We start from the raw sequence: 24,585 nt of genomic DNA, 5'->3' as shown, positions 1-24,585 counted from the left end.
GGCGCAGCAGAACGAAAAATTTCAAGGCCCGGCTTGATTGGTCGGCGGCAACTGGCGCACTCCATCGCGACCGCCTACAGCCAGCAGGCTCTGGCATGGCCCAAAGCACCCGATCTTCGAGCGCTCCCGCCACGTGCTACGGCTGGTCCTTGGAGACGGATGGCTGACGTCGACCCAACTACATCGCGCACTAAGCGCCCTCGCCGCGTGATGCCTTATTCGTCGGGCCACCAGGCCAACGGCTGGGTGGTTCACGGGCCCACCTTCGTGCATAACCCCTTGGCAAGCGCTTTGAGGAGTTTCGCATTGGATTGTTTCAAGACGATCGAGGGTCTAATCGATGCGGCCAGCGCGGATGCGATCGATAAGGCGCGCGTTTTGCTGGATCAGTTCAAGGGTAAGTCAGAAACAATCGCCCAAGCGATCGACGACTTCCTGCTTGATTTGATGACCTTTCTATTTGTGGTAGAAGCTACCCACGAGCGGTTCCACAATCCGGCGCGGCGGTTGGCGCGCATCAGAATGAGCAGGATCAGGCTATTGTTGACTGGATAGCCTTAAGCTCAGAGGCCGCCCCGATTAGAGAGGCCTTTGCAGCAGGCGCCAGGCCATCTTGCCGCATGAGGCCGGCGGAAGATGCGGACTGCTGAAAATAGACGGTAAGCTGCGATGCCTACCTGCCGCAAGGGCATCGCCGTTCAAACACGCGAACCCGCTATGCGGATCAGTCTGATCGGCCCTATGCCGCGCGCTACATAGGCCGATCCGCACAGCAAAGCGATGACGGCCGAAGACTATTTTGATGTCATCGGATTTCAAGATGGCCACAATCTCAAAAGCCCATTTGACGAACCTGCGATGTTGACGGACCTTACCTGTAATCAGCCTCCGACAACGGGTCTGTTTGAAATCAATGACGGTGGCTTGTAGGCGGCCGGCAAAACTTTTTCGTGACGTTGCTATATTTGCACGTCTCAGTTTGGGATCGCAGATGACTCTGACAAAGTCCCGTTCTCTTGGAGTCCTGACGCTCGAACGAGTGCTGGCCTCGAGCGACACGCCGTCGCTAGGACCGCCCGGTTCGCTGGTGAATCCGTCAACATTTGGCTTTCGGATCATCTGGGAAACTGTGTCCGGCGCTTGGGCGGAATCTGTTTTCTCCTCAAGTTCGACCAAGGCCCCACGCAAACGATCCCTGTTCCGCAGCAACTCATCACGCGCAACGACTTCGGGCAAGCTCATCCGCCAAAAGCGCTCAACGCATCCTTCTTTCTCGCCTGATGTCCTACGATCTTCGTTTCCAGCGCCTCGCGAATATTCCCTAACTGTTGCAGATCCTTGATGAGATCCGTCTTCGCGCGCGAAAAGGCTCCACGCGCTCGAACCCGCCACGCTCCTGTCTCCTCTGCCGTTCAGCCTCGACCCTGGCGTGCCTGTCGAGGACAGCCTTCCGCTGGGGCGACCAACAGCTAAATTCTCACTCACTCAGTGCAGCGGCTATTCGAAGCGCATCCTATGCCGCTCCCCCGGCAGCGGGCCCAATCGTCTTCCGAACGTGGAGATATCGTCCCAAGCCGCGCGCGCGTCGCGTTCGGCCCTGTCCGATGACCGACGATGTCGAATACGCAACATAGCAGCGCCCGATTTATCGCATGCCTCGAACGGTTTTCTGATCTGGCGCAGTTCATGCCTAGTCATCCGCAAACGCGTCACGCACCAAGGAGAAGTCGCCCCCCATGATCAAATCACCAAGAAATACCGCCGCAGGTCTCCTGGGTTCATCCAAAGACGAGGCTCGAGTAAGGCCTAGCACCATGAAGCCGGTTGCTCATCTGGCTCGGCGCTGCCCGCCGATCCTCCCACGGGGGGAGACGAGGACGCAGCGCCTTCATCAAAATGAGGAACAAATCACTTTGCCTCGAACCTTGCCTTTCGACCAGCCAGCACAACCGGAGCCATCGATCAAACTTCGGTCCCCCTGGCTGCGCAAGGCATTCATTGCCACCGCGCTGGCCCTGGTGACGACCGCTCCGGCTCCGGCCGCCACCGACGACTGCAAAGTGACGGATTTCCTGCTCGACAACGGCATGGAAGTGGTCGTCATCCCCGATCACCGCGCGCCGATCGTCACTCATATGGTCTGGTACAAGATCGGCAGCGCCGACGAGCCACCGGGCAAATCCGGCATTGCCCATTTCCTCGAGCGTCTGATGTTCAAGGCGACGACCAACCACGCCGCCGGCGAGTTCGACCGAGCCGTCTCAGCCATCGGCGGCTACAATAACGCCTTCACCGCCTATGACTACACCACCTTCCTCGAGACGGTGGCGCCCTCGGCGTTGGGTGAGATGATGGGCTTCGAGGCCGATCGCATGTTCAACCTCATCCTCAACGAGGATGATATCAAGACCGAGCGCGACGTGATCCTGGAGGAGCGCCGTTGGCGCAGAGAGACGAACCCGCAGGCTCTGCTGGACGAGGAGGTCAACGCGACGTTGCGGCAGAACCAGCCCTACCGCATTCCGGTCATCGGCTGGATGCAGGAGATGGAGAAGCTGAACGGCACCGACGCATTCACCATCTACAACAAATACTACCGACCGAACAATGCCGTGCTGGTGGTGGCCGGCGACGTAGAGCCTGAGACGGTGAAGGCGCTGGCCGAGAAGACCTATGGCAAGGTTGTGCGCGGGCCGGACCTGCCCCCGCGCAACCGCCCGGTCGAGCCGGAGCAGAACACCAGGCGCACAGTGACGCTGACCGATGCGCGCGTTTCGGTGCCGAGCTTTTCCACTCAATGGGTGGTGCCGTCCTATCATACGGCAGAGCCCGGCGAGGCCGAGGCGCTCGACCTGCTGGCCGAGATCCTCGGCGGCGGCAACCGCAGCCGGCTCTATCAGGAGCTTGTCGTCAAGCAAGGCATAGCCTCGGCGGCCGGCGCCTTCTTCCAGGGCACCATGCTAGACGACACCAATTTCACCATCTCCGGCTCGCCGCGCGGCGATGCAAAGCTCGTCGATCTCGAAGCGGCGGCCGTTGCCGAAGTCGCCCGGATCGCCAAGGATGGCGTCACCAGCGACGAGCTGGACAAGGCCAAAGACCGCTATATCCGCTCGGTGATTTGTGCGCACGACGAGCTGGACCAAATCGCCAACATTTATGGCAAAACGCTCACCACCGGTGGCAATGTGAAGGACGTGCTCGAGAGGCCGGACCGCGTCCGCAAGGTCACGACCGAAGAGGTCAAGGCGGTCGCCGCGCGTTATCTGGTGCTCGACCATTCGACCACAGGCTATCTCTTGCCGTAGCAACAGGCGGGGAATTGATCATGAGCTGCATCCCCATGCGCATGCGCCGCCCGGTCTTCCCTTCACCCCTTGTGGAGAAGGGAAGACCTGGCGCGCCTTCGCCACCCTGTTCCTCTCCATCCTCTTTTTCATCTTGCGGGCGCTCGCCCGGTAAACGGGATCTGTTTAAAGCCGCGAGGAGCGGTTTTCGCGGGCCTTGTCAGGCATTTGCCGGTTCAGGCGTCATTATTGGGGTGCGCTCCTCTCAGGCCAGCCTCTCTTCGAGTCGATAGAGTCGCCGATTCGTGGCCAGCAGATTGTAGGCGCAGGCCACCAGCATCCACTCCGCGCGGCTGGCGAAGCCGATGTCCGTTGTTCAATCGTTCGACTTAGAACCGCGAGGCATCTTCTAGCGTATTCAGGTATTCTCCCTTTCCAGTTGGGTACCGTGGTCTACCAGCTGTCTGGCCGAGGCCCTATAAGGAACCCGGACGTCGCGGAGTACACACCGCACCTGCCATATATACCTGCTGCGTTGAGGAGGAATCCGGTATTGCCCCTGTGCCTGCCGATGATCCGTCACCTGAGATCCCCTGACCTGTTTGGACCCATTGATCGCCTGCCGGCACTTGGCACGCGGACTAGCGAGCGGACATTCGAGGTCCTCAACCCGTCGACTGGCGAAGTGCTGGCAGAACTGCCCGACATGGGTGTCGAGGAGACATGCGCTGCGATCGACAAGGCCTATGTCGCGCAGCCTGGATGGGCAGGGCTGACCGCACGTGAGCGCAGCGACGTTCTATGGCGATGGCATCAGTTGATCATCGACCACGCCGACGATCTCGCCGCGATTCTCACCGCGGAGATGGGCAAGCCGCCTTGCCGAAGCCAAGTCGGAGATATGGCATGCTGCGGCCTATCTGCAATGGTACGCCGAGGAGGCCAATCGCGTCTATGGCGAGACGATCTCCGCACCATCGATGGACCGCCGAATGCTGGTAATCAAGCAGCCCATCGGAGTTGTTGGCACGATAACGCCATGGAATTTCCCGGCCTCGATGGTGGCGCGCAAAATCTCGCCAGCCTTGGCGGCGGGCTGCACGATCGTCCTCAAGCCCGCTGAACAGACGCCGCTCGTAGCGGGAGCAATGTTCGCCCTCGCCCATCAGGCTGGCTTTCCCGAAGGCGTCGTCAAGCTGATCTATCCGTCCGAAGGTGATGCGGTCGGCCGCGAACTTTGTACAAATCCCAAGGTCCGCAAGATCAGCTTCACCGGGTCGACTGAGATCGGGCGCCTTCTCATGCGCCAGTGCTCGGACCAGATCAAAAAAGTCAGCCTTGAGCTCGGCGGCAATGCACCTTTCATCGTCTTCGATGATGCCGATATCGATGCCGCGGTTGACGGTGCGATCCAGGCGAAGTTCCGCAATGCCGGCCAGACCTGCGTTTCGGCGAACCGCCTTTACGTCCAGTCGGGCGTTCACGACGAGTTCGTCGAGAAATTCGTGCAACGGGCTCGCCAACTTCAAGTTGATGACGGTTTCGCTCCCGGAGTGGACATCGGACCGCTCATCGACAAACAGGCTTTGGCCAAGATCGAATCCCATATTGCCGATGCAGTCGCCAAAGGCGGCGCAATTCGATGCGGGGGCAAACGCATCGGCACGAATGGCACGTTTTTCCAACCGACAGTCCTGACCGGTGTCTCCAGCGATATGACCGTCGCGCAAGAAGAGACATTCGGGCCGCTGGCACCGATTATTCGCTTCAAAGATGCGGATCAGGTCGTGCGTGAGGCCAACGACACGATCTACGGCCTCGCGGCCTACTTTTATGCCTCCAACCTGAAGCGTGTCTGGCATGTGGCCGAGGCCTTGGAATATGGAATGGTCGGGGTAAATACCGGCCGGATGTCTTCAGAAGCGGCGCCGTTCGGTGGGATAAAACAGTCCGGCATCGGGCGGGAGGGATCCCGCCATGGCCTCGAGGACTACCTAGAAATGAAGTATCTCTGCATGGGCGGAATCTGAATTTTCGGCTTGCAGGGTTCACAGACCGGGTAACCTAGCGAGCGATTTCCAAATATGTGAATTGTAGGATCGCTCCTCGATTGGGAACTGAGGGGCGGCTCCGTACCCGAGCAAACACGCAATCCTGAAGGAGCACCCTGGCTGGACTTATCTCTCGACGAGACAAGCGTCTGCATTGTCGGCGAAGACGGCGTGCATGTGACGGAGGATACGCTTGCCAGCGATTTGGCGGCCCTCGCCGACTTCAGGCGACGGGCTGTCGTTGCGCGGGTCTGGTTGGAAGCTTGTGCACCATCGCGATCGTGAACGCCGGTTTGTGCGCAATATCCGGTTTCTGGGCAGAATTTTGAACCTGCTACCTTTCGATTGTCAGTAGCTCAGTTGTTCTTCGGCCGACTGCCGCGCCGGTACAGGCTCGGACAGAATCGAAGATACCATCAGGCAGGCATTCGCATTCGACATTTCCGGTGATCGGCGCACGATCCAGGGCGCGCCAGGTTGACCAAGCGCCTCGATCTGGTCGAGATTGGGATAGCTCACTGGTGGACCTTTGGGCTCATAGTGCTTCCTCCTCATCGAGATGAGGATTGCCGGATTTGGCGTAGAACACCAACACGGGTCCGAGATCAAAGCGCGTCCCGGGCGCAAGGCGCTGGACGGACCGGGGCCATGTTTCGTCTGAGACGCCATCGATGCCTCGCGCCAGCGTTCTGGCGAATCGGGGCATCAGCGGAGCGAGTGTCGGTGCCAGGATCGCAGCGGCCGTCGTCTGAAGGGCTAGCGAAGTCCGATTGCGGGCGGGATAGAAACGTCGCGCCGCCGCATAGTCTTGCGCCCGACGGTAGATCACGCAATCGCGCACGAAATCGCAGACCTGAGCGGCCGCGCGCCTGACCGAGAAGCCTTCGTCCGAATAGGCGCGCTCCATCGCCGCGCGATAGATCTCTATCCGAGCAAAGAAGGCGCGGTCGACCGGGCTCCAGTCGCCTGCATCGGGTACACGGCCGGCAAAATCCTGCTTGGTTTCCTGGTTCAACGCATCAAGCCAGTTCAGCCAAACCCCTTGGAACACCTCGTTCTCGGTGCGGCGCAGCGCGTCCAGCGTGAAATCCGTCCGCTCACCTTCCGGGCGTGTCAGGCCCAAATGGAGGCGCACGACGTCGACTGTCTTTGGGCTCAGAACCTCCTTGCCCCAGACCGCATGGCGGCAGCTGGTTGAGAACTTTTTGCCGTCGAGCAGGTAGAACTCGTTGACGTGATAGTGGATGCGTGGCGTCCAGTGGGAGAAGACCTCGGCGTAAAGAGCGGGGTAGAGTAGCGCGTGGTAGAACGAATTGTCGAAGCCGAAGAAATGGACAATCTGCCAGTCGTTGCCGGGCATCTCCGCCTTCCAGTCGCGACCCAGCAAGCGGCCGAGCGCCTGGATGTTGTAAAGAAAACCGAAGGCCATTTCGGGCCAGACCCAGATCACTTGCCCCGGGAACCCTTCGGCCGGCAGGCCCCAGTCCGAGGGGTGGGTAATGGGCACTGAAAAGTTGCCGCGTCGGCGTAGGCGCGCAAAGAGATCCAAGATCCGTAGCGGGACGCCCGACGCCCTTAGATGCCGGTCGATATTGTCGTAGCATCGGTCCAAGGCAAGTTCCGGGCGGCGGACGGAGCCGACCAGCGGCGCCTCGGCAGACTGCCGTGACCGGGCTGCACCCAAGTCGTGGCAAAGGTTTGGGGCGCCGCATTCCTCGCAGATATTGCCACCGGCGGAGCCGCCGCAATCGGGGCAGAGGCCGCTAACATCCGGCTCGTAAAGATAGTGGCCTGTCACAGCATCGAAAAGCGCAGGGCTCTGGCGCAGATCTACCGCCGTGCTGCTCAGAAGACTGCGGAAACACGCGGCTTGAAACTCGCCGTAACCGTCATCGCCCATTGTGGGTTGGAAGCTGTGGACGTCACAATCGAGAAGTGCAAGCGTGGCGCGAATCTCGTCGGCGTAGTAGCGCGCCACGTTTGCAGGCGTCGATTGATCGGCATCGGCGCGTATCGTGACGTAGCTCTGGTTGTCATCGCTTCCAGTGAGGTGATATGCTTCGACTCCTTTCATGCGCAGGAAACGAGTATAGACGTCGGCGCCGAAATAGGGGCCAGAAAGATGCCCCAGATGCAGATCGCCATTTGGCGTTGGCGGCGTGGAGAAGACGAAGATCGGCCCGCGTGGAGCCGTGATCTTTGCAGCGGCATCAAGGGCGGCCTCGCCGTCTCGCCAGTAGACATCGACGAAATCTAGGTCTTCGTTTCCGTCGTTGCGCAGCACATGCGCTTCAAAAGGGTGGAACAGAACGACATCGCCCGCCTCGACCGGGATTTCCCCAAGGTCGGTCCTGACCTTGCCCGATCCTGACAGGATCACGAAGGCCTCGAGTTCGTCGTGCCGATGGGGCTCGGATGTAGCGCCCGGTGCCACCCTACCGAACGAAAAACCCGTGCCGACGCTTCCCGTTCCAAGCGTGGCCATGTCGATACCGAACGCCCGCGACAGCTCCGTTCGAGAAAACGTGTATTTGCGCATGACAACGTACCTAAGCTGTTGAAGCCGTGGGATCTTCGGCTGCCAACGCAACAGCCTCTTGTGCAAGTTGCGCAGAGAAGCGGCAACCCAACCGGTTGGCGGCCTCGGCCAGAATAATGCGGCTCTGGGCCGCCAGGCGGGCGACGAGGGGGCGCCAGTCGGGCTGTAGGCGTCATAGAAGACTGCCCTGCGACCACCCCCACAATCCACGTGCCGAAGCGTCGTAACGGGCTTCGGTCGATGCTCCGCGAGCCCGCAAATCAGAACGCCATACTCTCCGCGCATTTTTGAGCGGTCGATCAGTTTGGTGTGCATGCCTCCGCCTGGCTGCGTGAGCTCAATCGCGATAGAAAATGCCATTTGGGGGCTTGAGTTTGTCGAGATCGGCCACTTTGCCCTCGGGCGGGTTCAGGGCGCGCTTAAGCACGTTATATTCAGCGCGGGTCGGTCCACCGGTTGAAGCACGCTGGAACACCAAGTAGAGTGTCCGCCGCGAACGGTTGCTTTTGTTCGGTCGTGAGTAGTGCGGTGCGTAATCGTCGAAGATGAAGATGTCGCCAGCCTTCCATACTACGGGTTCCCAGGAGAACATTTCGGCAACTTGAGGATCGATCACCCCACCGGCATCCATGGGAAACACCCCCTTCTTGTGGTTGCCGGGGCTGAAGAAAAGCCCGCCGTTTTCCGGGTCGGAGTCGTCGATGCCTATGGCAACCACCGCATGGACCATCCGGTCGGGGAGTTTGTGTGGAATGTGATAAATGTCCTGATGCGGGAGATAGCCGCCGCTGTCGGGGTAGTGGAAAATCAGCAACTCCTTGAGTCTGCGCGAATCTTCGCCAAGCAAATCCTCGACCGCAGACTCTATGCGCTGATCTTCTAAGAGCAAACGACGCAATGGATCATGGAAGTCGAGAAAATTCTCGATCTTGGAGATGATCTTTCGATTGTCCGTCGTCTTCTCGAACCACATGAGCCATTTATCATCGCTGACATCCCAGCGTGACATATCTTCGACAAAAATAGAGATATCTTCCTGAGCCGCTGGAGCGAAGAACCTTTCGAGCCTGACGTATCCGTCTTTCTGCCACTTTTCTCTTTGTGCATCAGTCAACATGCGAAAAGCCTCCTGTTGGAAAGACTGGTTGGTCGGACATCCCAATTAGGGCAGTCGGGCGCTGGTCAAGTTGCGGGTCCACGGAGACGGACTCACGTCATGTGGGACGGCGATGCTAAGTGCGTTCCGCTCCGGCGGATATTGTCCGCAGAAGCTCGGCGCGAGACTGCCTATGTCAGGCTCAGCCGGGTCCAGGGGTTCCGTAAACTGGGCCGGATCAATCGCTTCACCCAGTCCAGCCACGACACGCATCGCTAAAGGCCGGCACCATCCGCAGACCGCCGACCCAGCCATGGCCGCCAAGACCACGGCGCTCTGCGACCTGGTACGGTCTTGACAACCGTAGGGGAAATGCACGCCCCCAGAATAATGCGATGCGCCGCTTGGTCCAAGGGCTTGTTCGGTCACGGTGATATCGGAGAAGCCTCCGGCGTTCGCCGCAGCGGAGGCGGACATCATTCCTAGGATGCCACCGCCGATGATCAAAAGTGTACGAGTCATATCCCGCTGCCCATTTCTTCGGCTGCGGGGTCGGGCCAGCTCTCGATCGAGGTATGGCTGATGAAGCCAGGATGCTCGGGGCTCGCGCATGGCGCGCGCCCAAGAAGGCTATCGAGGATGCGGCGCGCGCGCCAGGCCAGCAAGCTTAGGTTCGGATCGGCCAGGCCGCGCTGCCCGAGGCTCGCGTTTTGTACGAAGATGCGTTTGTCACACGGTCCGTCCCAGCTCACCGAAAAATCCTCGCGAATAGCTAATTCATTGTTGATCTGCTCCAACCGGTCCATGATCGGTTCCAACAAGCTTGGCACCGCGTTCTCGTAACCGGTGGCCAGGATGACGATGTCAGCCGTGACTTCTTCGACCTCGTCCATGCCATGCTGCAGGGTCAGCCTGTGACCCGGTCCGGCGTTGATGCAGTGCGAGACGGTGCAGCCCGGCCGCAGTGTGATGTCGCATCGGTTTGGCTCGAAAAATGCGTGGCGGTACAGCGCCTGATAGATCGCGCGCAACGTGCTTTCCGAAATGCCGTCCGAAGCAAGCACGAAACGCCGCAGGAGCAGCTTACGCTGCGACTCGCTCATCGCCGCGAAACGATCCGAAAAGCAGGGCATGAACAACTCGTTTGTGAACGGGCTGTCGTCGAGAGGCAGGTAGTTCTCACGCTGCGAGACCCAAGTGATCGAGGCAGGCCGCCGTTCTTTCGGCAGGCCGACAAGGTGCAACATCACCTCGGCTCCCGACTGGCCTCCGCCAACCACGCAGACATGCTTTCTCCGCACCTCAGGATGGATGTGCAGTAAAACAGATGAGTGGAACAGGTTGCGTCCAGTCCAGCCCTGAAACTGAGGCGGAATTTGCGCCTGCTTGCCAATGCCGACCACGACGTTTCTGGCGCCGAGAACTGCCTTATCCGTCCGCACCCGAAACTCGCCGTCAAAGCGGATTTCGCGCACCGTCTCGCCGCCACGCACAAGTGGGTTCCTGTGGAAGGCCCAGTTAAGGTATTGCTCGAACTCAACTCTGAGCACGGCTTCGAACTGTGCGTTCAGGAAGTGATACAGACGCCCGTTCTCGTGCAGGAAGTTTACGAAAGTGTAGGCTGATCTCGGATTCACCAGCGTGACCAGATCCTTGAAGTGGCTGACCTGGAGCTCCGAGGAATCGAACGCGATGCCCGGATGCCAGCGGAAGTCGATCTGCCGATCCAGGAACAGTGCCCCTTGCCCAACTTGATCGTGTATCTGACACGCAAGGCTCAAATTAGACGGCCCAGCACCGACCCCAACGCAAGATAACTCCACTTGCTTTCCTCCTATAGAGTCTTCCCACTAGGTGGCTTGTTCTCGGCGAATATCGGCCATAACCATTGGGCCCCTCGCGGACGTTTTCGGAGCCCCGGTCCCGACCGGGTTTGCGAGAATTTGTCCAGCGCGTTCGCGTCGTCGAATGTAGACCCGAGCATTCCAGCGCGGTGACAATCGAGGGGTCAGGCCGGCGACGTGGGGCAACGACGTATGTCCTTTCCGCCCGTCTGGATGCCCGCGTCGCGGTCACGCGAGACGCTTTCCAGGCCCATTAAGGTGTTTGAGGCCGGCGCAATCGCCCGCCTCGACCATGAGGCGCCGGCCTTTCGGCGGCTTGATGGCAGGCGAGAGCGCGGTTTTTCTGCGGCGACGGCATTTTCGGTGCGCATGATCATGGACGACGTCTCGCTGATGCGTTCGCAGAATCCCGTGCATGGGCCGTGCCAAGAAGGAAAACATTATTAAACAATGAATTGGCGGATTTGCGATCCTGTCGGAAATCCGACATTGAGGGGACGCCTACCGACGGCGCCCGATTTGCACGTCGATGTCGCCTTTTCCGAATAGCTAATCGGGCACCTTCTGCACCAGAATACTTCTCTCATGGAGACCAGCACGAAGTCTTCATGAACCGACAGTGCAGAACCTGGTGTGTCTGCCGGACAGATCGCGATATGCCTTCTCCCATCGAGGTCGACAGTTGCAAGAGCTGCCAGATCCTTCGCCCTATCGTGCCGTTGCACTGGCTCGGTACCGACATCCTCGGAGGCCGCGATCATGAAGGGTGACGCAATCTCATGTCCGCCGCGAGGCCCCTCTCATGGGAAAGCAATTCTCTATGTTGGTGTCGGATCGATGCTCTTGATGAGATGGTTGCGGATGGCCGCATGCCCAGACCTGAGCGCATCAATGATTGTGCGATCTGGGACCTTCACCAACTGGATTATCGAATCTCTGGAAAGATAGCCGGAAGACAATTGCGTTATGACCACTCTGCCGGTTCCAAAAGCACGTGGGCCATTCGGTCCCTGCGACTCAATCAAGGCGGAGGGATGAGGCCGCAAAGCAGTTTTTGCGCGCCCACCGGTGGGCCAGGATGGAGCCATCGTAAAGGCAGTTATTCGATGATCGCCGCCGCGGAGTCCTCAGGCTGTGCCGCGCCCGACACCGGCGACGTAGTGGTCGTCGATCGCCCCGTCGCCGATCTCAATCCGAAGCTTGGCCAGTTTCGCGGTGAGCTTCACTGCTTATTCCGCAGTGCCCACCGAGCTGGCACACGAGGTTCTATCAGGCGGTCACGGCTGCATTCGTTGTCGGATCTTCGACGACGTCGGACATGAGACACAGCGCCATCAGGGTGATCGCGTTGTTATGAAATGATTTTCTCATTTGGCACGACACCTGCAACGCAGTCCGCAAAACGCGCTGCGGCACGGACAGAGGAGAAATCATCCCATGATCATGCGCGCCGAACATGCGGTCGCCGCCGCGAAAACAAAGCTCTCCCGAGCCTAAGGAGAACCTTGAAATTGTTTTCCAGTCGACATCATTCTTCACGTTATCCTGAGATGACCGCATTCGATTTCCGCCCAACGCTGAATGCTCCCGACGATGATCCCTATCTTTGGCTCGAAGATGTAGAAGGCGAACGGGCACTTGACTGGGCCGCCAGCCAGTCTGCCAGGACCCTGGAGTACTTCGGTGGAACGCAGTTCGAGCGGGACCATGACGCCCTGACAGCGATTTTCGATCGCCCTGACCGGATCCCCTTGAGCAGGCGCCGCGGCCAGTACCTCTACAACTTCTGGCAAGATGCCCGAAATCCGCGCGGACTGTGGCGCCGGACCACCCTTGCCGCCTACATGAAAGTTGATCCCCAGTGGGAGCTACTGCTCGATCTGGACGCCCTCGCCGCTAGCGACGGAGAGGACTGGATCTGGCGCGGCGCGTCCCTTGAGCCGGAGAGACGGGAAAGAGCCGTTCTGCGCCTGTCGCGCGGCGGCAGCGACGCGGTCGTGCATCGCGAATTCGATCTGGGATCTTTTAGCTTTGTCGCCGATGGTTTCAACCTCGCGGAGGCCAAGGGCGAGGTTAATTGGCTCGACCCTGACACGCTTCTGCTTTCTAGTGCGCTTGGTGATGGCATAGCCACCCGCTCCGGCTACGCGCGCACCGTGCGGCTGTGGAAGCGTGGCGCGGATCCGCTCACCGCGCCGGCAATATTCGAAACCGGTTCCGACTCCATGGCCGTGTCCGACCATTTGGACCGCACCGCTGAGAGCGAGCGCCTCCGGTTCATCGAGCGGTCGACCTTCTTTGAGACGATCGGCCGAATCGGCGACAGGAGCGGGCCGAAGATGCGGATCGACCTTCCCCGGGACGCTTGGTGGAGCAGCTTCGGCGACTGGTTGGCGGTAAAGCCGCGCAAGCCATGGACAGTGGGAGGGATGACGGGCGACGAATATGGCGATCCCGACAAGCCGGAGGAATGGATTTTCCTAAAGGAAATCTCCGCTTATCACGCCGCGACGCCGGGACAGCCCTATCCGCCGATCCTGCTTGCCACCACGAGCGGGACGACCGCGTCCACCCGGGCCACGCGCGTAAGATGGCCGCAAAGCTGCAGGCCCTTGGCTATCCCGCTTACTTCTACGAACCCGGCGCGGGCGGGCACGGCTACGGCAAGAACAATCGGGAGCGGGCCGCATTCATTGCCTTGGGCACCAATTTCCTTCGCAGCGCGATCGGCTGGCAAGCCGATAGCGTTCGACAGGCGGCCGGGATCCCGCAAGAGCAAAGTTTCAATAAAGTGAGCACAGGTCGATGATTGCGAGCACGGCGCAAATAATTTGAGCACAGTCTCACGCAAAATGAATCATGAGCGCTCCGCCAACCTCAAGCAATTTCAACAGGTTTTTCATAGTGCAATCCATCATTTCTGAAGAGCAAGGAGAGAATATCATGGCGAGAAACCAAATGCGCGCCGCGCGGGTAGTAACAGCGGCTGTTGTCCTCATGGTGATGGAACAGCAGGCCGTCGCGGCGGACCTTGCGCAAGCGGCGAGCGTCCCTCAGGCAGGAGCCTCGGTCACGGAAGCGCCAAGCCCTTGGCAGATCCGCCTGCGTGCGTTGCGGGTCGTCACTGAGGAGTCGGGCTACGTCAATGCAGTGCCCGGCTCCGATCTTTCTTATTCAAACACGGTCACGCCGGAACTCGATATCTCCTATTTCTTCACGGACAACATCGCCACGGAGCTCATACTCGGCACCACCTACGCCAACATCGACGGCCAAGGAACGATCGGCGCGCTGGGCAAGATCGGCAAGGTTTGGCTGCTGCCGCCTACGCTCACATTGCAGTATCATTTTACTAACTTCGGCGCTTTCAAGCCCTATGTCGGCGCCGGCGTGAACTACACGATATTCTATAACCAGGATGTCGGCAGCGCCGACGCTCTCAAGGTTAAGAACACGTTCGGCACCGCGCTGCAGATCGGGTTCGACTACATGGTGGATCAGCACTGGGGCGTCAACTTCGACGTGAAGAAGCTTTTCCTCAAACCAGACTTCGACGTCACGGTCGACGGCGCGAAGCTGACGGGAAAGGCGGAGCTCGATCCCTGGTTGATAGGCGCAGGTGTCACCTACCGCTTCTAACAACGAAAGGTGAAGGCGGCTGCTGATAGCCGATCGGAAATGAAGGGCGCCTCGTGCGCCCTTTCTACGGTCGGCCCTACAGAAGGGAATCGACCAGGATCATTCGAGGAGCGGCCTTGCTGGGCCGGGAAACGGTCATTCGCTACACCGCCGATGCCGCGGCGCGGTCGCGCTGACGGACACGAATCTCGGAAGGTAGGTGAGCCGTCGTGCAGGTGGTGGTGATTGAGCGCCCCCTCGGAGGGGCGCAAAGCCGAATGACCGAGATCGCCCACCCTGAACCAGTTGGCGTCGGGTGCCAGGCCTGTTTGTTGGGCCGAACCAGATCCGTGTGGCTGACGCCGAGAGCCGATGCCAGTTCATAGATCGTGATACGTCGGATTTCTTCGGCCTTTCTCCAAGCCGCTGATGTACTGCTGGATGAACCCAGAAATCTCGGCAAGCTGCTCCTACGTCTCACGCTTCCTTTGCTGATTCTCTGTACGTTCCTTCCGACCAACTTGCGTATCTCCATGCACGACAAGCCATCGGATTGGGCAGCTTGAGTTTATCAACTATAATTTGTAATCCACATTGAGCATCCGAATCCGCTGGCGGAGGAGGGCTTCGGAGGCCATTTTCCGGAGATAGAATCCAGCGATGTTACAGCCTAAATTAAACATGCCGATTGCCGACGAAGTCCCTTGGTCGGATGGCCTCGACCTATGACAAGGAGCATTTCACGACCTATACGAGGCTCCTGGACGCATCCGGTGACGACGCCAGCGAAGAGGAAATGGCGCATCAGATCCTCGGCATCGATCCGGCACGCGAACGGGAGCGCGCACGCAAGGCTCTTCGCAGTCACCTCGACCGTGCGAACTCATGTTGACAACCGGCTACAAGGAATTGTTCGGCAGCTGACGAATTGCGCGGAACAATCCGCATGGCGGCGGTGAATGGCGCGGCGGATGCGGCCGCCAGATGGTCGCGAGGGCATTCCAGTCGGCCGGTCCCCGTGCGAAGCCCCGCAAGCGAACCGTCGAGAGCCTAGGTGTTTGATCTCAGGCTTTAATGGCGCACCATTGTCGTCCGAATCAAAGGACGCGCTATGGGACAGATTCTACACGGCCGCGCCACGACGACAGAGGCGGTCCGTCGAGCAATACAGCATAGTCAAGAGAGCCTGAGGGCACTGGCCAAGCGCTATGGCATCGATCAGAAGACGGTTGCGAAGTGGCGGAAGCGGCCGTCGACCGCCGATCTTCCGACCGGCCCGAAGGAGCCGAGGTCGACAGTGCTGTCCCTCGAAGAGGAAGCGGCCATCGTCGCCTTTCGCAAGCACACGCTGCTGGCGCTGGATGATTGTCTGTATGCGCTTCAGCCGACGATCCCGCATCTGACGCGCTCGTCATTGCATCGTTGCCTTCAGCGTCATGGCATTTCGAGGCTGCCGCAGCTGGATGCTGACAAGCCGGCCAAGAACAAGTTCAAAGCCTATCCGATCGGCTATTTCCACATCGACATCGCCGAGGTGCAGACCGCCGAGGGCAAGCTGCGTCTCTTCGTTGCCATCGATCGAACGTCCAAGTTCGCTTATGTGCAATTGCACGAGACGGCGGGCAAAATGGCGATGGCCCAGTTCCTTCGGGATCTGATCGCGGCCGTGCCCTATGCCATCCATACCATTCTGACCGACAACGGCATCCAGTTCACCAACCGGAGCTGCGATCGGCACGCCTTCGAGCACATCTTCGACGGCGTCTGCGACGAACATGGCATCGAGCACAGGCTCACAAAGATCAACCATCCCTGGACCAATGGCCAGGTCGAGCGGATGAACCGAACCATCAAGGACGCGACCGTCAAGCGCTTCCACTATGACGATCACGATCAACTGCGCCGGCACCTCGCTGACTTCGTCTTAGCCTACAATTTCGCGCGCCGCCTCAAGACCCTCAAGGGTCTCACACCCTATGAGTTCATCTGCAAAATTTGGGCAAAAGAGCCCGAACGGTTCCGACTCGATCCCACCCACCAAACGCCGGGACTAAACACCTAGGGACTAAGCGGTGACGGCGACCACGGCTACCAGCTAAAACAGGGATTTGGCGGGCGTCCGTGTGCATTGAGACTGTCCCACTGGGCCAGATTGGGTCGATTTGGAGTCGGACGGGTCGCCTAAGAGACGTGCTAGTCGGCACGCGGCACACGAGATGGCGGTCGTCGCCCGCCAGCAGGACCGCTGCACGGCAGGGCAGCGCCGCCAAGTCGAATGGCGATCCTGATGATGAAGACACAGGTACTGTAACAACTGCAAGACGCATGATCACGGGATCGACCCTCTAATACCGGTTTTGCAGATACTGAGTGGCCCCGCGAGATCGATAGTTCGAGATCAGTCGGGGTTTGCTGGAAAGTGGTGATGATAAGGGGATAGGCAAAGATGAGACGCTCAAGTTCTGCGGCCGCACCAGCCATGGCTGTTCGGAAATCCGCCTTGGAGTGAACGTTGCATTAAAATTTTGGACTTGGCTCAAATCTGGACCTGCGGACCCCAGGCGCCCACAATTCCTGAAACTTCCGATGCCCGCGGCCTGTTTGACGTTGCGGCGATCAAGGCGGCGGCTGGTTGCCTTGGAGACCTGGGCATGGATGCGATCTATGAGTTCGAGGTGCAGGACCTGTCGTGGTCGACGGAAACTCCATTCACCATTCCAGGCCTCTCGAGTGGCGTAAGCGCAGGGCGGCCGACAGCATCGCACGCAACATCGGCGTTTGAAAATGAGCGCGACTACGCCGAGACGGAAACACAACCGCCGTCTCGTCTGGGCGCAACTGTGCTCGTCGCCAACCGATCGAAAAGGCGCTCTGTCATCTAAAAGCCAGATGACGCCGATATAAACATCACATTTGACCAAAGCCGTCCGCGCGACCGATGGTCGGATCCGCCCTTTCTATGCAACTTCGCTGCGAGTTGCAGATGGGGAAACTGATCCGGTGCGAGGGAGGTTGGGGTGACGACGCGCAAAGAATTGCTTGAGAGAGTAGTCGAACAGATTGCGGACTATCGTGAGGGCGAGATTGCATCGATGGGCACCGCCCATGTAGATAAATGGGTTCGTCAATTTGCCGGAGCGTCCCAAGAGCCAATCCTTGCAGAGCTTGGACATGTGTTTAGCAAAACCTATTTCACCCGCAAGACTGTCGCTGATTTCCTCTCTGAGATCGTAGTCAGTAAAGAACTTACCGGCGGCGATCCCAAAGAATTCTGGAAAAACGTTAAGGTATTGCAGCTTCAAACGGCGGGAAACAGCCAAAGAGATATGTTGTCGATATTCGACAAGGCGCTACAGAATACCTTCGGATCGAAGATTGCGGACTGCGGCGGTAACGCGCCAGATACCTTTTTGTATATCGATGATGTCTTGTTCTCTGGTGGGCGGATTAGGCATGATGTCGTCAAATGGATCAAGGAGGCCGCTCCCCAGCAAGCCAAGCTCGCTATTGTGACCATTGCAAATCATCTACTTGGCGAGTGGCGAACAGGTAAGGACATTGCTGAGGCGGCTAAGGAGGCAGGCAAAAGTATCAACGTGACATGGTGGCGCGTATTCCAGATCGAGGATCGGAAGGCCTATATGACCAATTCCGACGTGCTGCGACCTACAATGACTCCTGCCGATCCCGCGACGGCGGCCTATGTGCAGGGCCTAAATCTGGAACCGGTTTTTCGAAGGCCCGGTCAAGTTGGAGTTTTGGGATTCTTCTCCTCCGAAAACGGCCGGGCGCTGCTTGAACAGCAGTTTCTGGTGTCCGGCGTTGGAGTGCGCGCCACGTGCCCCTACCTAAACGTCTATATGCGCCCCCTCGGAAACAGTATGATGGGAACGACGGGATTCGGGTCAATGATAGTTACCTATCGCAATTGCCCTAACAACGCCCCTTTGGTGTTATGGGCGGGCAATCCATGGTATCCTTTGTTCCCGAGGAAAACGAACTAGCTCATGGCCCAAGCCGAATTTCGAAGCTATCAACGCGATCAAGTCATCAGCTTCCGCAAGACGACTGAGGATTTCGGCGGCCTATCGAACATGGCGCCGGGATTTCCGATCACAATGCTGGGTCAGCTGATACGCACATCCGAAGCCCTCTATCAAGCGTGTCGGTTCCCTCACAGGCCCGACATCCAGCGGATAGTCATCGACGAAACCAGTCCGATGACAGCCAAGATGAAATCCAAGCCATATCGTAAGGATTCCCGGCCGGATTGGGAGGATATCCGGGTTCAGGTGATGCGCTGGTGTCTCCGGGTGAAGCTGGCGCAGAACTGGGAGACCTTCTCGACGCTTCTGCTGGCGACGGGCGACCGACCAATAGTTGAGGATTCGCGCAAAGACGACTATTGGGGCGCAAAGGCAGTAGAAGACGATCATCTAGCGGGCCGCAATGTCCTGGGCAGACTTTTGATGGAGCTACGCGAGGTCTTGCGCAGCGACCCGGATCGGATCACCGAGGTGCTGCCGCTCGACATCCCGCATTTCGTGCTCCTAGGTCGGCAAATTCCTACCTTAAAGCGCATGGCCCTCAAGGCGCATAGTGGGCGGATCCAGCCGTTACTATAGACAAGATCACTCAATCGACAGCTGAAGAATCTAGCAAAAAGCCTACACAGGGGGTGTTACTATAGCCCTCTTATACATTACGCATCTGAGTTTGTTTGGCGCTGAGCGGCGGACGGCTGGCGTCGCGGCCTCTTTTTCACCGCGGCTGTGTCTGGTTGTGAAAGCGCTGGGGGTTGGAAGCTGTCTGGTTTGACGCGAGCTGCTGCCCCGGCGGTCATGGTCCAGCCGGCTGATGATGTTTCCACGCATCGTTTCGTCCTCCGCTCTTCAATGGCGCGCCTTTTGGTGAGACGCGACCGGAAGACCCGCCGTCGAAGGCGGACCGCATCCGAAGGACCGGAACGAAGAGGAGGACCCGAAGCGACAGCGAAGGCTTCCGGGATCGAGAAGAGGGAGTTCCGCCTACCCCGCGCCGTCGGGAAACTGCGCGGGTCTGATGACCCGCGACCGGCAGCAACCGACAGGCTGCCCGCGCCAGGGGGCGAAGCCGATTGGCCGAGACTGCCTGAGCTTGCCGAAAAAAGCCGGCTTGGTTCACGACCACCCGGTGCGCGTCGTCAGGCCCGCGAGCGCCGTCAAGAGCTGGCTGGATTTTCCGCTTCCGCCGAAGCCGATCGCGAATGGTAACCCTTGCGGGTTTTATTAGCTCGCACGGGTCAACGCTGAATGCCTCCGCAAGTCGTCCCAGCACGCTGACGCTTGCGGAGACGCGGGCACGCTTGATCGAGCCCACAGCGCATGCTGAGATCCGCGCGTGCAGCCAAGTCTTCCTGCGTCAGATCCTGTTCATGGCGCAAGCGACGCATGTTGATCGCCATGACCTCTTTGAGATCCACGGGCGAGACAGGCGCTGAAAAAGAATTATCGTTCAAGGAATGATCGTCCTATTCCTTATAGTTGACCCGTTGGTGAGGTGGCTCAAGCCAGGACCCCATCCGGCCGACCGCCACCCTCTGCTCGAAATCAAACGGTCAAAGCGCGCACATGAAGCCAGACATCATGGACGAAGTCCCCTGGTCGGACAGCATCACGAGCTACGACAGGCAGCATCGCAGCGTTTACCTGCGCATCCTCGACGCCTGCGCCTACAATGCCAGCGTAGAGGAAATGGCCGATCGCATTCTCGGCATCGACCCGATCCTTGAACCGGTCCGCGCCCGCAAGGCTGTTCGCAGCCATATAGATCGCGCGAATTGGATAGTGACGACCGGCAGCAAGCACCTGTTCGGCGGCTGAAATAAACGCGGATTGCCACGCCTTTTCAGACGAGGAAGTCCAGGTACCCGCCATTCATCAGTGCGCGGCCACGAGAAACGGCGCGCCGCATGCGATCGCGCAGGTGATCGCGAGGATCGTTCCAGTCGGAGTGGACGCGCCGTTGACCGATCAGCGCCTCAGCGATTTCGCGATGTGAGGCTCCGGCGAGCGATCCGTCAAGCGCGCGAGAATAAAGGTTATTCGGGCGCCGCATCTTTCAGTAGCCGAAAGGCCTCCCCGCGTCAGGGGCGAAGCCGAATGGCCGAAACCGCCTGAGCCCGCCGAAGAAAAGCTGGCTCGGTTCCGTCAGCGCCGTTAGGCGCGCGGGCGCCCGCTAGGACCGGAGCTCGACAGAATCTCACAGGGTTCAGTGTCAAGAGCCACGGTTACCTCCAGAAACTCGATGACATCGAGACGCCGCTCTCCGCCTTCGTACTTGGCCACGAAGGATTGCGGACGACCAAGCTTCTCAGCCACCTGCGCCTGGGTTAGGCCTTTGACCTTGCGCAGCGAAACCAGCTGGGCCGGAAACCGCCGCTGGCGGGGCGATCGAAGGGATTTTGGCATGCGGGGGAACCGGTCAGGTAAAGACCGGCTCAGCGACTAATCCCGGTTTCCGGATTATCCCATTTTGGGATATACTGCGTTGGATCCAGCGCTCAACAGGCGAGGTTGGCAGCAGGCATGAATGGTTCAACGGGAACAGATAAGACTCGATGCTCGACTCTGTGCGACGAAGTCCCCTGGTCGGACAGCATCACGAGCTACGACAGGCAGCATCGCAGCGTTTACCTGCGCATCCTCGACGCCTGCGCCTACAATGCCAGCGTAGAGGAAATGGCCGATCGCATTCTCGGCATCGACCCGATCCTTGAACCGGTCCGCGCCCGCAAGGCTGTTCGCAGCCATATAGATCGCGCGAATTGGATAGTGACGACCGGCAGCAAGCACCTGTTCGGCGGCTGAAATAAACGCGGATTGCCACGCCTTTTCAGACGAGGAAGTCCAGGTACCCGCCATTCATCAGTGCGCGGCCACGAGAAACGGCGCGCCGCATGCGATCGCGCAGGTGATCGCGAGGATCGTTCCAGTCGGAGTGGACGCGCCGTTGACCGATCAGCGCCTCAGCGATTTCGCGATGTGAGGCTCCGGCGAGCGATCCGTCAAGCGCGCGAGAATAAAGGTTATTCGGGCGCCGCATCTTTCGGGCGGAAACATGGGGGCGGGCAGTTCGCTCTGAGCACAAAGAATATTAAGGCATTCGAGCTCACAAGCGATGCTTTAAATGTGTTGCGGGCCAAATCGCCTCAGCACGCAGGCAAACGGGCCGCAGGATATCCGCACCCGAAACGGCGAGCTGGAGTCTATGCGCCCGTTGGGAAAAAGGAGGTGCTGGCTCTCGTCGGGCCTCAGCAGGACTGTCGCACGACATGACAATGCCGTCAGGTCGAACGGCGATGCGGTTGGCGATGCGGACGGCTGTTGCGCAACGAAGGCAATACACGGGCGCACCGGCGCCGACACTAGACCACGACCGCACCGCGACTGTAGGACTCAGCCAAAACACCCAGCGCGAGAGATCGCCGGCCGAAGCGTATACGTCGATAAGGGCTCCGCGAGACAGTGTATGGGCCTGCTGGAGCGCAGCGAGCAGGTCACTCTGGAGTTGTGTGCGTCAAGTTCTGCAAAATGGCGTGGCATTGCGGTGACGTCGGCGTGTCCGCCGCGCAGCCCCCGTGTTTAGCGGAGCGGCGGACACATGACGGTGCTCAGGCGGCCAGGGCCCTCAGGCTCTCCTTCTTGTGCTCGCGCAGATGATCCATGTTGAGGTAGCGGGTCGCCTCGAGCCAGTTCTCGTGGATCTCCACCGCCAATGCCCGAACCAGCCGCAGACAGCTCCGCGGGTTGGGGAAGATGCGAACGACCAGGGTGCGCCGCTTGATCTCCTGGTTCAGCCGCTCCAGCATGTTCGTAACCGGTATGATCATGACGGTGCCATCCGATCCCCGCTGGAGATGAGCGATTTTCGGCGTATGGTGCGACCATCCGGGACAGGGGCACCGGGAGCACGCCAAGTGCGGGCAGGCCGATGTATTCGATGAGCTGCGAGCTCGCGTTAGTAGCTGGCCGCCCCTGCGACCTGCCCGGTTGCGCCGAGAGCGCGGATCCGTAGGTGTCGCGTCGCCCGCCGGCTCCCGACTGTTTGAGGAGAGGGAGCCGATGAGACGTGTGATTGGAATGGACATCCACCGCACCTTTGCGGAGGTGGTGGTTTGGGAAGACGGCCGGCTGCGCCATCACGGACGGGTCGACATGACCCGCTCGGGACTGGAAGGGTTCGGCCGCAGTTTGCGACGGACGGATGAGGTTGTCGTCGAGGCCACGGGCAACGCCATGGCGGTGGTGCGGGTTCTGTCGCCCTATGTCGGCCGGGTGATTGTCGCCAACCCGATGCAGGTGAAGGCGATCGCCCATGCCAGGATTAAGACCGACAAGATCGATGCCGGCGTTCTGGCGCAGCTCCATGCCAGCGGCTTTCTGCCGGAGGTCTGGGTACCTGACGAGCGGACCGAGCGGCTTCGCCGCCTCGTCGCGCGGCGCAACCAGGTAGTTCGGCATCGCACGCGCGTGAAGAACGAGGTGCATGGCATCCTGCAGGCGCACCTAGTGCCGAAGTGCCCGCATGCCGATCTGTTCAACAATCGCGGTCGCGCCTGGCTCGAGCGGCAGGTGCTTCCCGACGACGAGCGGGCCGCTATCGCCCGCCACATCCGCGAGATCGATCGCCTGGCCGAGGATCTGGCTGACCTCGATCGCGACATCGCCCGGGAAGCGGTTGATGATGCGCAAGTCCGGCGGCTTCAGACGATCACCGGCGTCAATGTCATCGTCGCGAGCGGTATCATCGCCGCGGTCGGCGAGATCCGGCGGTTCCGCGAGCCGCAGAAGCTGGTGAGCTACTTCGGCCTCAATCCGCGTGTGCGCCAATCCGGTCTTGGCTTGGCGCAATATGGCCGGATCAGCAAACATGGGCGTTCCCATGCCCGCGCCATGCTGGTCGAGGCCGCCTGGGCGGCGGCGAAGGCGCCCGGACCGCTCAGGGCCTTCTTCCTACGCATCCGTAACAAGCGTGGTCATCAGGTCGCAGCTGTGGCGGTCGCCCGCAAGCTCGCCGTGCTGATCTGGCATCTGCTGACAAAGGAGCAGGACTACTTCTGGGCTCGCCCGGCGCTGGTGGCGGCAAAGCAGAGGCAGCTCGCTCTCAAGGCCGGCGCGCCGGGCGAGCGCGGTGTCGGTCGCCGCGGTTCGGCTTACGCCTACAACGTGAAGGAGTTGCGAAACAGCGAGAAAGCCGCGGCCGAGAATGCCGAACGTGCCTACGAGCTAATGGTTCGGCATTGGCGGTCACGAGGGCCGAAGCGGCGCACGGACGCCACAAACGAGGAACGACTATAACGGCTGCGTGGCGGCACTCTCATCCTCTCGCACCACTCTTTGCCACGTGGTCGTCCGTGCCGGACAAATATAGCACAAGGAAATGTGGCGGCACGACCGACGCCCTCGGTCCGCTCCAGAATGGCGCCGTGCTCGACGCAGTCAAGGCGTGGCCTGGAAACCTCGCAGCCGGCCGTGGCGCCATCGCACCGGCCAGCCTTGACTGCGTCTCGACACGCTCGCGTGGGAAATCCTGTGGGCCGGGACGAAGAAACAGGCTCACCTGAGCCGAACAAAGAAACGCAACAGGAATCGAAAAAGTCGAAATCAGGGTTGTCGATGTCATCCGTCAAGGCGTGGCCTGGAAACCTCGCAGCCGGCCGCGGCGCCATCGCACCGGCCAGCCTTGACTGCGTCTCGACACGCTCGCATGGGAAATCCTGTGGGCCGGGACGAAGAAACAGGCTCACCTGAGCCGAACAAAGAAACGCGACAGGAATCGAAAAAGTCGAAATCAGGCTTGTCGATGTCATCCGTCGACTTCATGTGCTTGTGGTGAGCTAGCGGCAGCCGATAGAAGCTCAGCGTCTCCTCGATGTTATCTTCCACCCAGTTGACCAGCTTCGGGTATTTGGCCTGCCATTTGGCGATCCACTGCGCCAGGTCGCGTTTGACCTCGGCAAGGTCGCGCCGGTCGTAGAACCATCTGAGCTCCATCAGGCAATCGTCGTCGACCTTGCGCGGCACATAGTCGAGCGCGTTTCTGAGGAAGTGCACGTAGCAGCGCTGCCAGACCGCTTCGGGCAGCACTTCGCGGATTGCCGCCCTGAGCC

General features: G+C 59.7%; 19 protein-coding genes and 6 pseudogenes. 13 read left to right on the top strand and 12 right to left on the bottom strand.

Annotated features, from left to right (window positions below):
- Positions 1 to 159 precede the first annotated feature (159 nt).
- The 3 genes and pseudogenes from NKI63_RS23335 to NKI63_RS23325 all read left to right on the top strand — a co-directional run bounded on the left by NKI63_RS23335 (position 160) and on the right by NKI63_RS23325 (position 5,317).
- Positions 160 to 555, top strand: a complete 396-nt coding sequence (locus NKI63_RS23335; protein ID WP_352823471.1) for a hypothetical protein — start codon at positions 160 to 162, stop codon at positions 553 to 555.
- Between the two features lie 1,406 nt (positions 556 to 1,961).
- A complete protein-coding gene (locus NKI63_RS23330; protein ID WP_352823551.1) occupies positions 1,962 to 3,308 on the top strand; it encodes a M16 family metallopeptidase in 1,347 nt (448 codons plus the stop codon).
- 550 nt (positions 3,309 to 3,858) lie between these two features.
- Positions 3,859 to 5,317, top strand: a pseudogene (locus tag NKI63_RS23325) (NAD-dependent succinate-semialdehyde dehydrogenase).
- Between the two features lie 369 nt (positions 5,318 to 5,686).
- Here NKI63_RS23325 and NKI63_RS23320 read toward each other — a convergent pair.
- From NKI63_RS23320 to NKI63_RS23300, 5 genes are all read right to left on the bottom strand, one after another.
- A complete protein-coding gene (locus NKI63_RS23320) occupies positions 5,687 to 5,857 on the bottom strand; it encodes a hypothetical protein (RefSeq protein ID WP_352823468.1) in 171 nt (56 codons plus the stop codon).
- Between the two features lie 16 nt (positions 5,858 to 5,873).
- Entirely contained in the window at positions 5,874 to 7,877 is a 2,004-nt protein-coding gene (locus NKI63_RS23315) for a class I tRNA ligase family protein (protein ID WP_352823465.1), read from the bottom strand.
- A 337-nt stretch (positions 7,878 to 8,214) separates the two neighbouring features.
- A complete protein-coding gene (locus tag NKI63_RS23310; RefSeq protein WP_352823462.1) occupies positions 8,215 to 8,994 on the bottom strand; it encodes a phytanoyl-CoA dioxygenase family protein in 780 nt (259 codons plus the stop codon).
- 497 nt (positions 8,995 to 9,491) lie between these two features.
- Entirely contained in the window at positions 9,492 to 10,754 is a 1,263-nt protein-coding gene (locus NKI63_RS23305; protein WP_352823459.1) for a lysine N(6)-hydroxylase/L-ornithine N(5)-oxygenase family protein, read from the bottom strand.
- A gap of 1,332 nt (positions 10,755 to 12,086) precedes the next feature.
- Positions 12,087 to 12,356, bottom strand: a complete 270-nt coding sequence (locus NKI63_RS23300) for a hypothetical protein (protein WP_352823456.1) — start codon at positions 12,354 to 12,356, stop codon at positions 12,087 to 12,089.
- Positions 12,357 to 12,367: 11 nt separating this feature from the next.
- On the opposite strand from NKI63_RS23300, the pseudogene NKI63_RS23295 reads away from it, so the two are divergent.
- Both NKI63_RS23295 and NKI63_RS23290 read left to right on the top strand, forming a co-directional pair.
- Positions 12,368 to 13,626 (top strand): annotated as a pseudogene (locus NKI63_RS23295) (prolyl oligopeptidase family serine peptidase).
- Positions 13,627 to 13,775: 149 nt separating this feature from the next.
- On the top strand, positions 13,776 to 14,456 hold the full coding sequence (locus tag NKI63_RS23290; RefSeq protein WP_352823548.1) for an OmpW/AlkL family protein: 681 nt from the start codon (positions 13,776 to 13,778) through the stop codon (positions 14,454 to 14,456).
- 359 nt (positions 14,457 to 14,815) lie between these two features.
- Here NKI63_RS23290 and NKI63_RS30770 read toward each other — a convergent pair whose 3' ends face one another.
- Positions 14,816 to 14,878 carry a hypothetical protein gene (locus tag NKI63_RS30770; RefSeq protein WP_502900499.1) on the bottom strand — a complete coding sequence of 21 codons (63 nt, stop codon included), beginning with the start codon at positions 14,876 to 14,878 and terminating at the stop codon, positions 14,816 to 14,818.
- Between the two features lie 217 nt (positions 14,879 to 15,095).
- On the opposite strand from NKI63_RS30770, the pseudogene NKI63_RS23280 reads away from it, so the two are divergent.
- The 5 genes and pseudogenes from NKI63_RS23280 to NKI63_RS23260 all read left to right on the top strand — a co-directional run bounded on the left by NKI63_RS23280 (position 15,096) and on the right by NKI63_RS23260 (position 19,060).
- Positions 15,096 to 15,359: pseudogene (locus tag NKI63_RS23280) on the top strand (hypothetical protein).
- A 187-nt stretch (positions 15,360 to 15,546) separates the two neighbouring features.
- Complete coding sequence (locus NKI63_RS23275) at positions 15,547 to 16,497, top strand: IS481 family transposase (RefSeq protein WP_352823453.1); 951 nt, start codon at positions 15,547 to 15,549, stop codon at positions 16,495 to 16,497.
- Between the two features lie 589 nt (positions 16,498 to 17,086).
- Positions 17,087 to 17,317 (top strand): hypothetical protein, encoded by a 231-nt coding sequence (locus tag NKI63_RS23270; protein ID WP_352823562.1) that lies wholly within the window; start codon positions 17,087 to 17,089, stop codon positions 17,315 to 17,317.
- Between the two features lie 135 nt (positions 17,318 to 17,452).
- Positions 17,453 to 18,439 carry a phosphoribosyltransferase-like anti-phage protein gene (locus tag NKI63_RS23265; protein ID WP_352823450.1) on the top strand — a complete coding sequence of 329 codons (987 nt, stop codon included), beginning with the start codon at positions 17,453 to 17,455 and terminating at the stop codon, positions 18,437 to 18,439.
- Between the two features lie 3 nt (positions 18,440 to 18,442).
- Positions 18,443 to 19,060: an NADAR family anti-phage protein gene (locus NKI63_RS23260; RefSeq protein ID WP_352823449.1), complete on the top strand. Its 618-nt coding sequence runs from the start codon at positions 18,443 to 18,445 to the stop codon at positions 19,058 to 19,060.
- Positions 19,061 to 19,694: 634 nt separating this feature from the next.
- On the opposite strand, the pseudogene NKI63_RS23255 reads toward NKI63_RS23260, so the two are convergent.
- Positions 19,695 to 19,896: pseudogene (locus NKI63_RS23255) on the bottom strand (helix-turn-helix domain-containing protein); the annotation flags it as partial.
- A 148-nt stretch (positions 19,897 to 20,044) separates the two neighbouring features.
- Between NKI63_RS23255 and NKI63_RS23250 the strand changes: the two are divergent.
- Positions 20,045 to 20,296 carry a hypothetical protein gene (locus NKI63_RS23250; protein ID WP_352823446.1) on the top strand — a complete coding sequence of 84 codons (252 nt, stop codon included), beginning with the start codon at positions 20,045 to 20,047 and terminating at the stop codon, positions 20,294 to 20,296.
- 25 nt (positions 20,297 to 20,321) lie between these two features.
- On the opposite strand, the gene NKI63_RS23245 is transcribed toward NKI63_RS23250, so the two are convergent.
- Positions 20,322 to 20,531 (bottom strand): DNA -binding domain-containing protein, encoded by a 210-nt coding sequence (locus tag NKI63_RS23245; RefSeq protein WP_352823438.1) that lies wholly within the window; start codon positions 20,529 to 20,531, stop codon positions 20,322 to 20,324.
- A gap of 101 nt (positions 20,532 to 20,632) precedes the next feature.
- Positions 20,633 to 20,884: a helix-turn-helix domain-containing protein gene (locus NKI63_RS23240; RefSeq protein ID WP_352823444.1), complete on the bottom strand. Its 252-nt coding sequence runs from the start codon at positions 20,882 to 20,884 to the stop codon at positions 20,633 to 20,635.
- Between the two features lie 117 nt (positions 20,885 to 21,001).
- Here NKI63_RS23240 and NKI63_RS23235 point away from each other — a divergent pair, with 117 nt between their 5' ends.
- A complete protein-coding gene (locus tag NKI63_RS23235) occupies positions 21,002 to 21,283 on the top strand; it encodes a hypothetical protein (RefSeq protein ID WP_352823441.1) in 282 nt (93 codons plus the stop codon).
- A gap of 25 nt (positions 21,284 to 21,308) precedes the next feature.
- On the opposite strand, the gene NKI63_RS23230 is transcribed toward NKI63_RS23235, so the two are convergent.
- Positions 21,309 to 21,518 carry a DNA -binding domain-containing protein gene (locus tag NKI63_RS23230; protein ID WP_352823438.1) on the bottom strand — a complete coding sequence of 70 codons (210 nt, stop codon included), beginning with the start codon at positions 21,516 to 21,518 and terminating at the stop codon, positions 21,309 to 21,311.
- A gap of 568 nt (positions 21,519 to 22,086) precedes the next feature.
- A pseudogene (locus NKI63_RS23225) lies at positions 22,087 to 22,290 on the bottom strand (transposase); the annotation flags it as partial.
- A 265-nt stretch (positions 22,291 to 22,555) separates the two neighbouring features.
- Here NKI63_RS23225 and NKI63_RS23220 point away from each other — a divergent pair.
- The gene (locus tag NKI63_RS23220; protein WP_352503708.1) at positions 22,556 to 23,773 is read left to right on the top strand and encodes an IS110 family RNA-guided transposase; all 1,218 of its coding nucleotides are present in this window, start codon (positions 22,556 to 22,558) and stop codon (positions 23,771 to 23,773) included.
- 498 nt (positions 23,774 to 24,271) lie between these two features.
- On the opposite strand, the pseudogene NKI63_RS23215 reads toward NKI63_RS23220, so the two are convergent.
- Positions 24,272 to 24,585 (bottom strand): annotated as a pseudogene (locus tag NKI63_RS23215) (transposase); the annotation flags it as partial.

Origin of the sequence: Mesorhizobium sp. M0410 (assembly GCF_040321435.1) — a bacterium.
Classification (GTDB): Bacteria; Pseudomonadota; Alphaproteobacteria; order Rhizobiales; family Rhizobiaceae; genus Mesorhizobium.
The sequence above is the reverse complement of the archived record's forward strand: the minus strand, read 5'-3'. Positions and strand labels throughout refer to the sequence as shown.

Bases quoted from the DNA above. Each gene is read 5' to 3' on its own strand.
- NKI63_RS23335 (WP_352823471.1), top strand. From the start codon at position 160: ATGGCTGACGTCGACCCAACTACATCGCGCACTAAGCGCCCTCGCCGC.
- NKI63_RS23315 (WP_352823465.1), bottom strand. From the start codon at position 7,877: ATGCGCAAATACACGTTTTCTCGAACGGAGCTGTCGCGGGCGTTCGGT.
- NKI63_RS23310 (WP_352823462.1), bottom strand. From the start codon at position 8,994: ATGTTGACTGATGCACAAAGAGAAAAGTGGCAGAAAGACGGATACGTC.
- NKI63_RS23290 (WP_352823548.1), top strand. From the start codon at position 13,776: ATGCGCGCCGCGCGGGTAGTAACAGCGGCTGTTGTCCTCATGGTGATG.
- NKI63_RS23275 (WP_352823453.1), top strand. From the start codon at position 15,547: ATGGGACAGATTCTACACGGCCGCGCCACGACGACAGAGGCGGTCCGT.
- NKI63_RS23270 (WP_352823562.1), top strand. From the start codon at position 17,087: ATGGATGCGATCTATGAGTTCGAGGTGCAGGACCTGTCGTGGTCGACG.
- NKI63_RS23260 (WP_352823449.1), top strand. From the start codon at position 18,443: ATGGCCCAAGCCGAATTTCGAAGCTATCAACGCGATCAAGTCATCAGC.
- NKI63_RS23250 (WP_352823446.1), top strand. From the start codon at position 20,045: ATGAAGCCAGACATCATGGACGAAGTCCCCTGGTCGGACAGCATCACG.
- NKI63_RS23245 (WP_352823438.1), bottom strand. From the start codon at position 20,531: ATGCGGCGCCCGAATAACCTTTATTCTCGCGCGCTTGACGGATCGCTC.
- NKI63_RS23240 (WP_352823444.1), bottom strand. From the start codon at position 20,884: ATGCCAAAATCCCTTCGATCGCCCCGCCAGCGGCGGTTTCCGGCCCAG.
- NKI63_RS23235 (WP_352823441.1), top strand. From the start codon at position 21,002: ATGAATGGTTCAACGGGAACAGATAAGACTCGATGCTCGACTCTGTGC.
- NKI63_RS23230 (WP_352823438.1), bottom strand. From the start codon at position 21,518: ATGCGGCGCCCGAATAACCTTTATTCTCGCGCGCTTGACGGATCGCTC.
- NKI63_RS23220 (WP_352503708.1), top strand. From the start codon at position 22,556: ATGGACATCCACCGCACCTTTGCGGAGGTGGTGGTTTGGGAAGACGGC.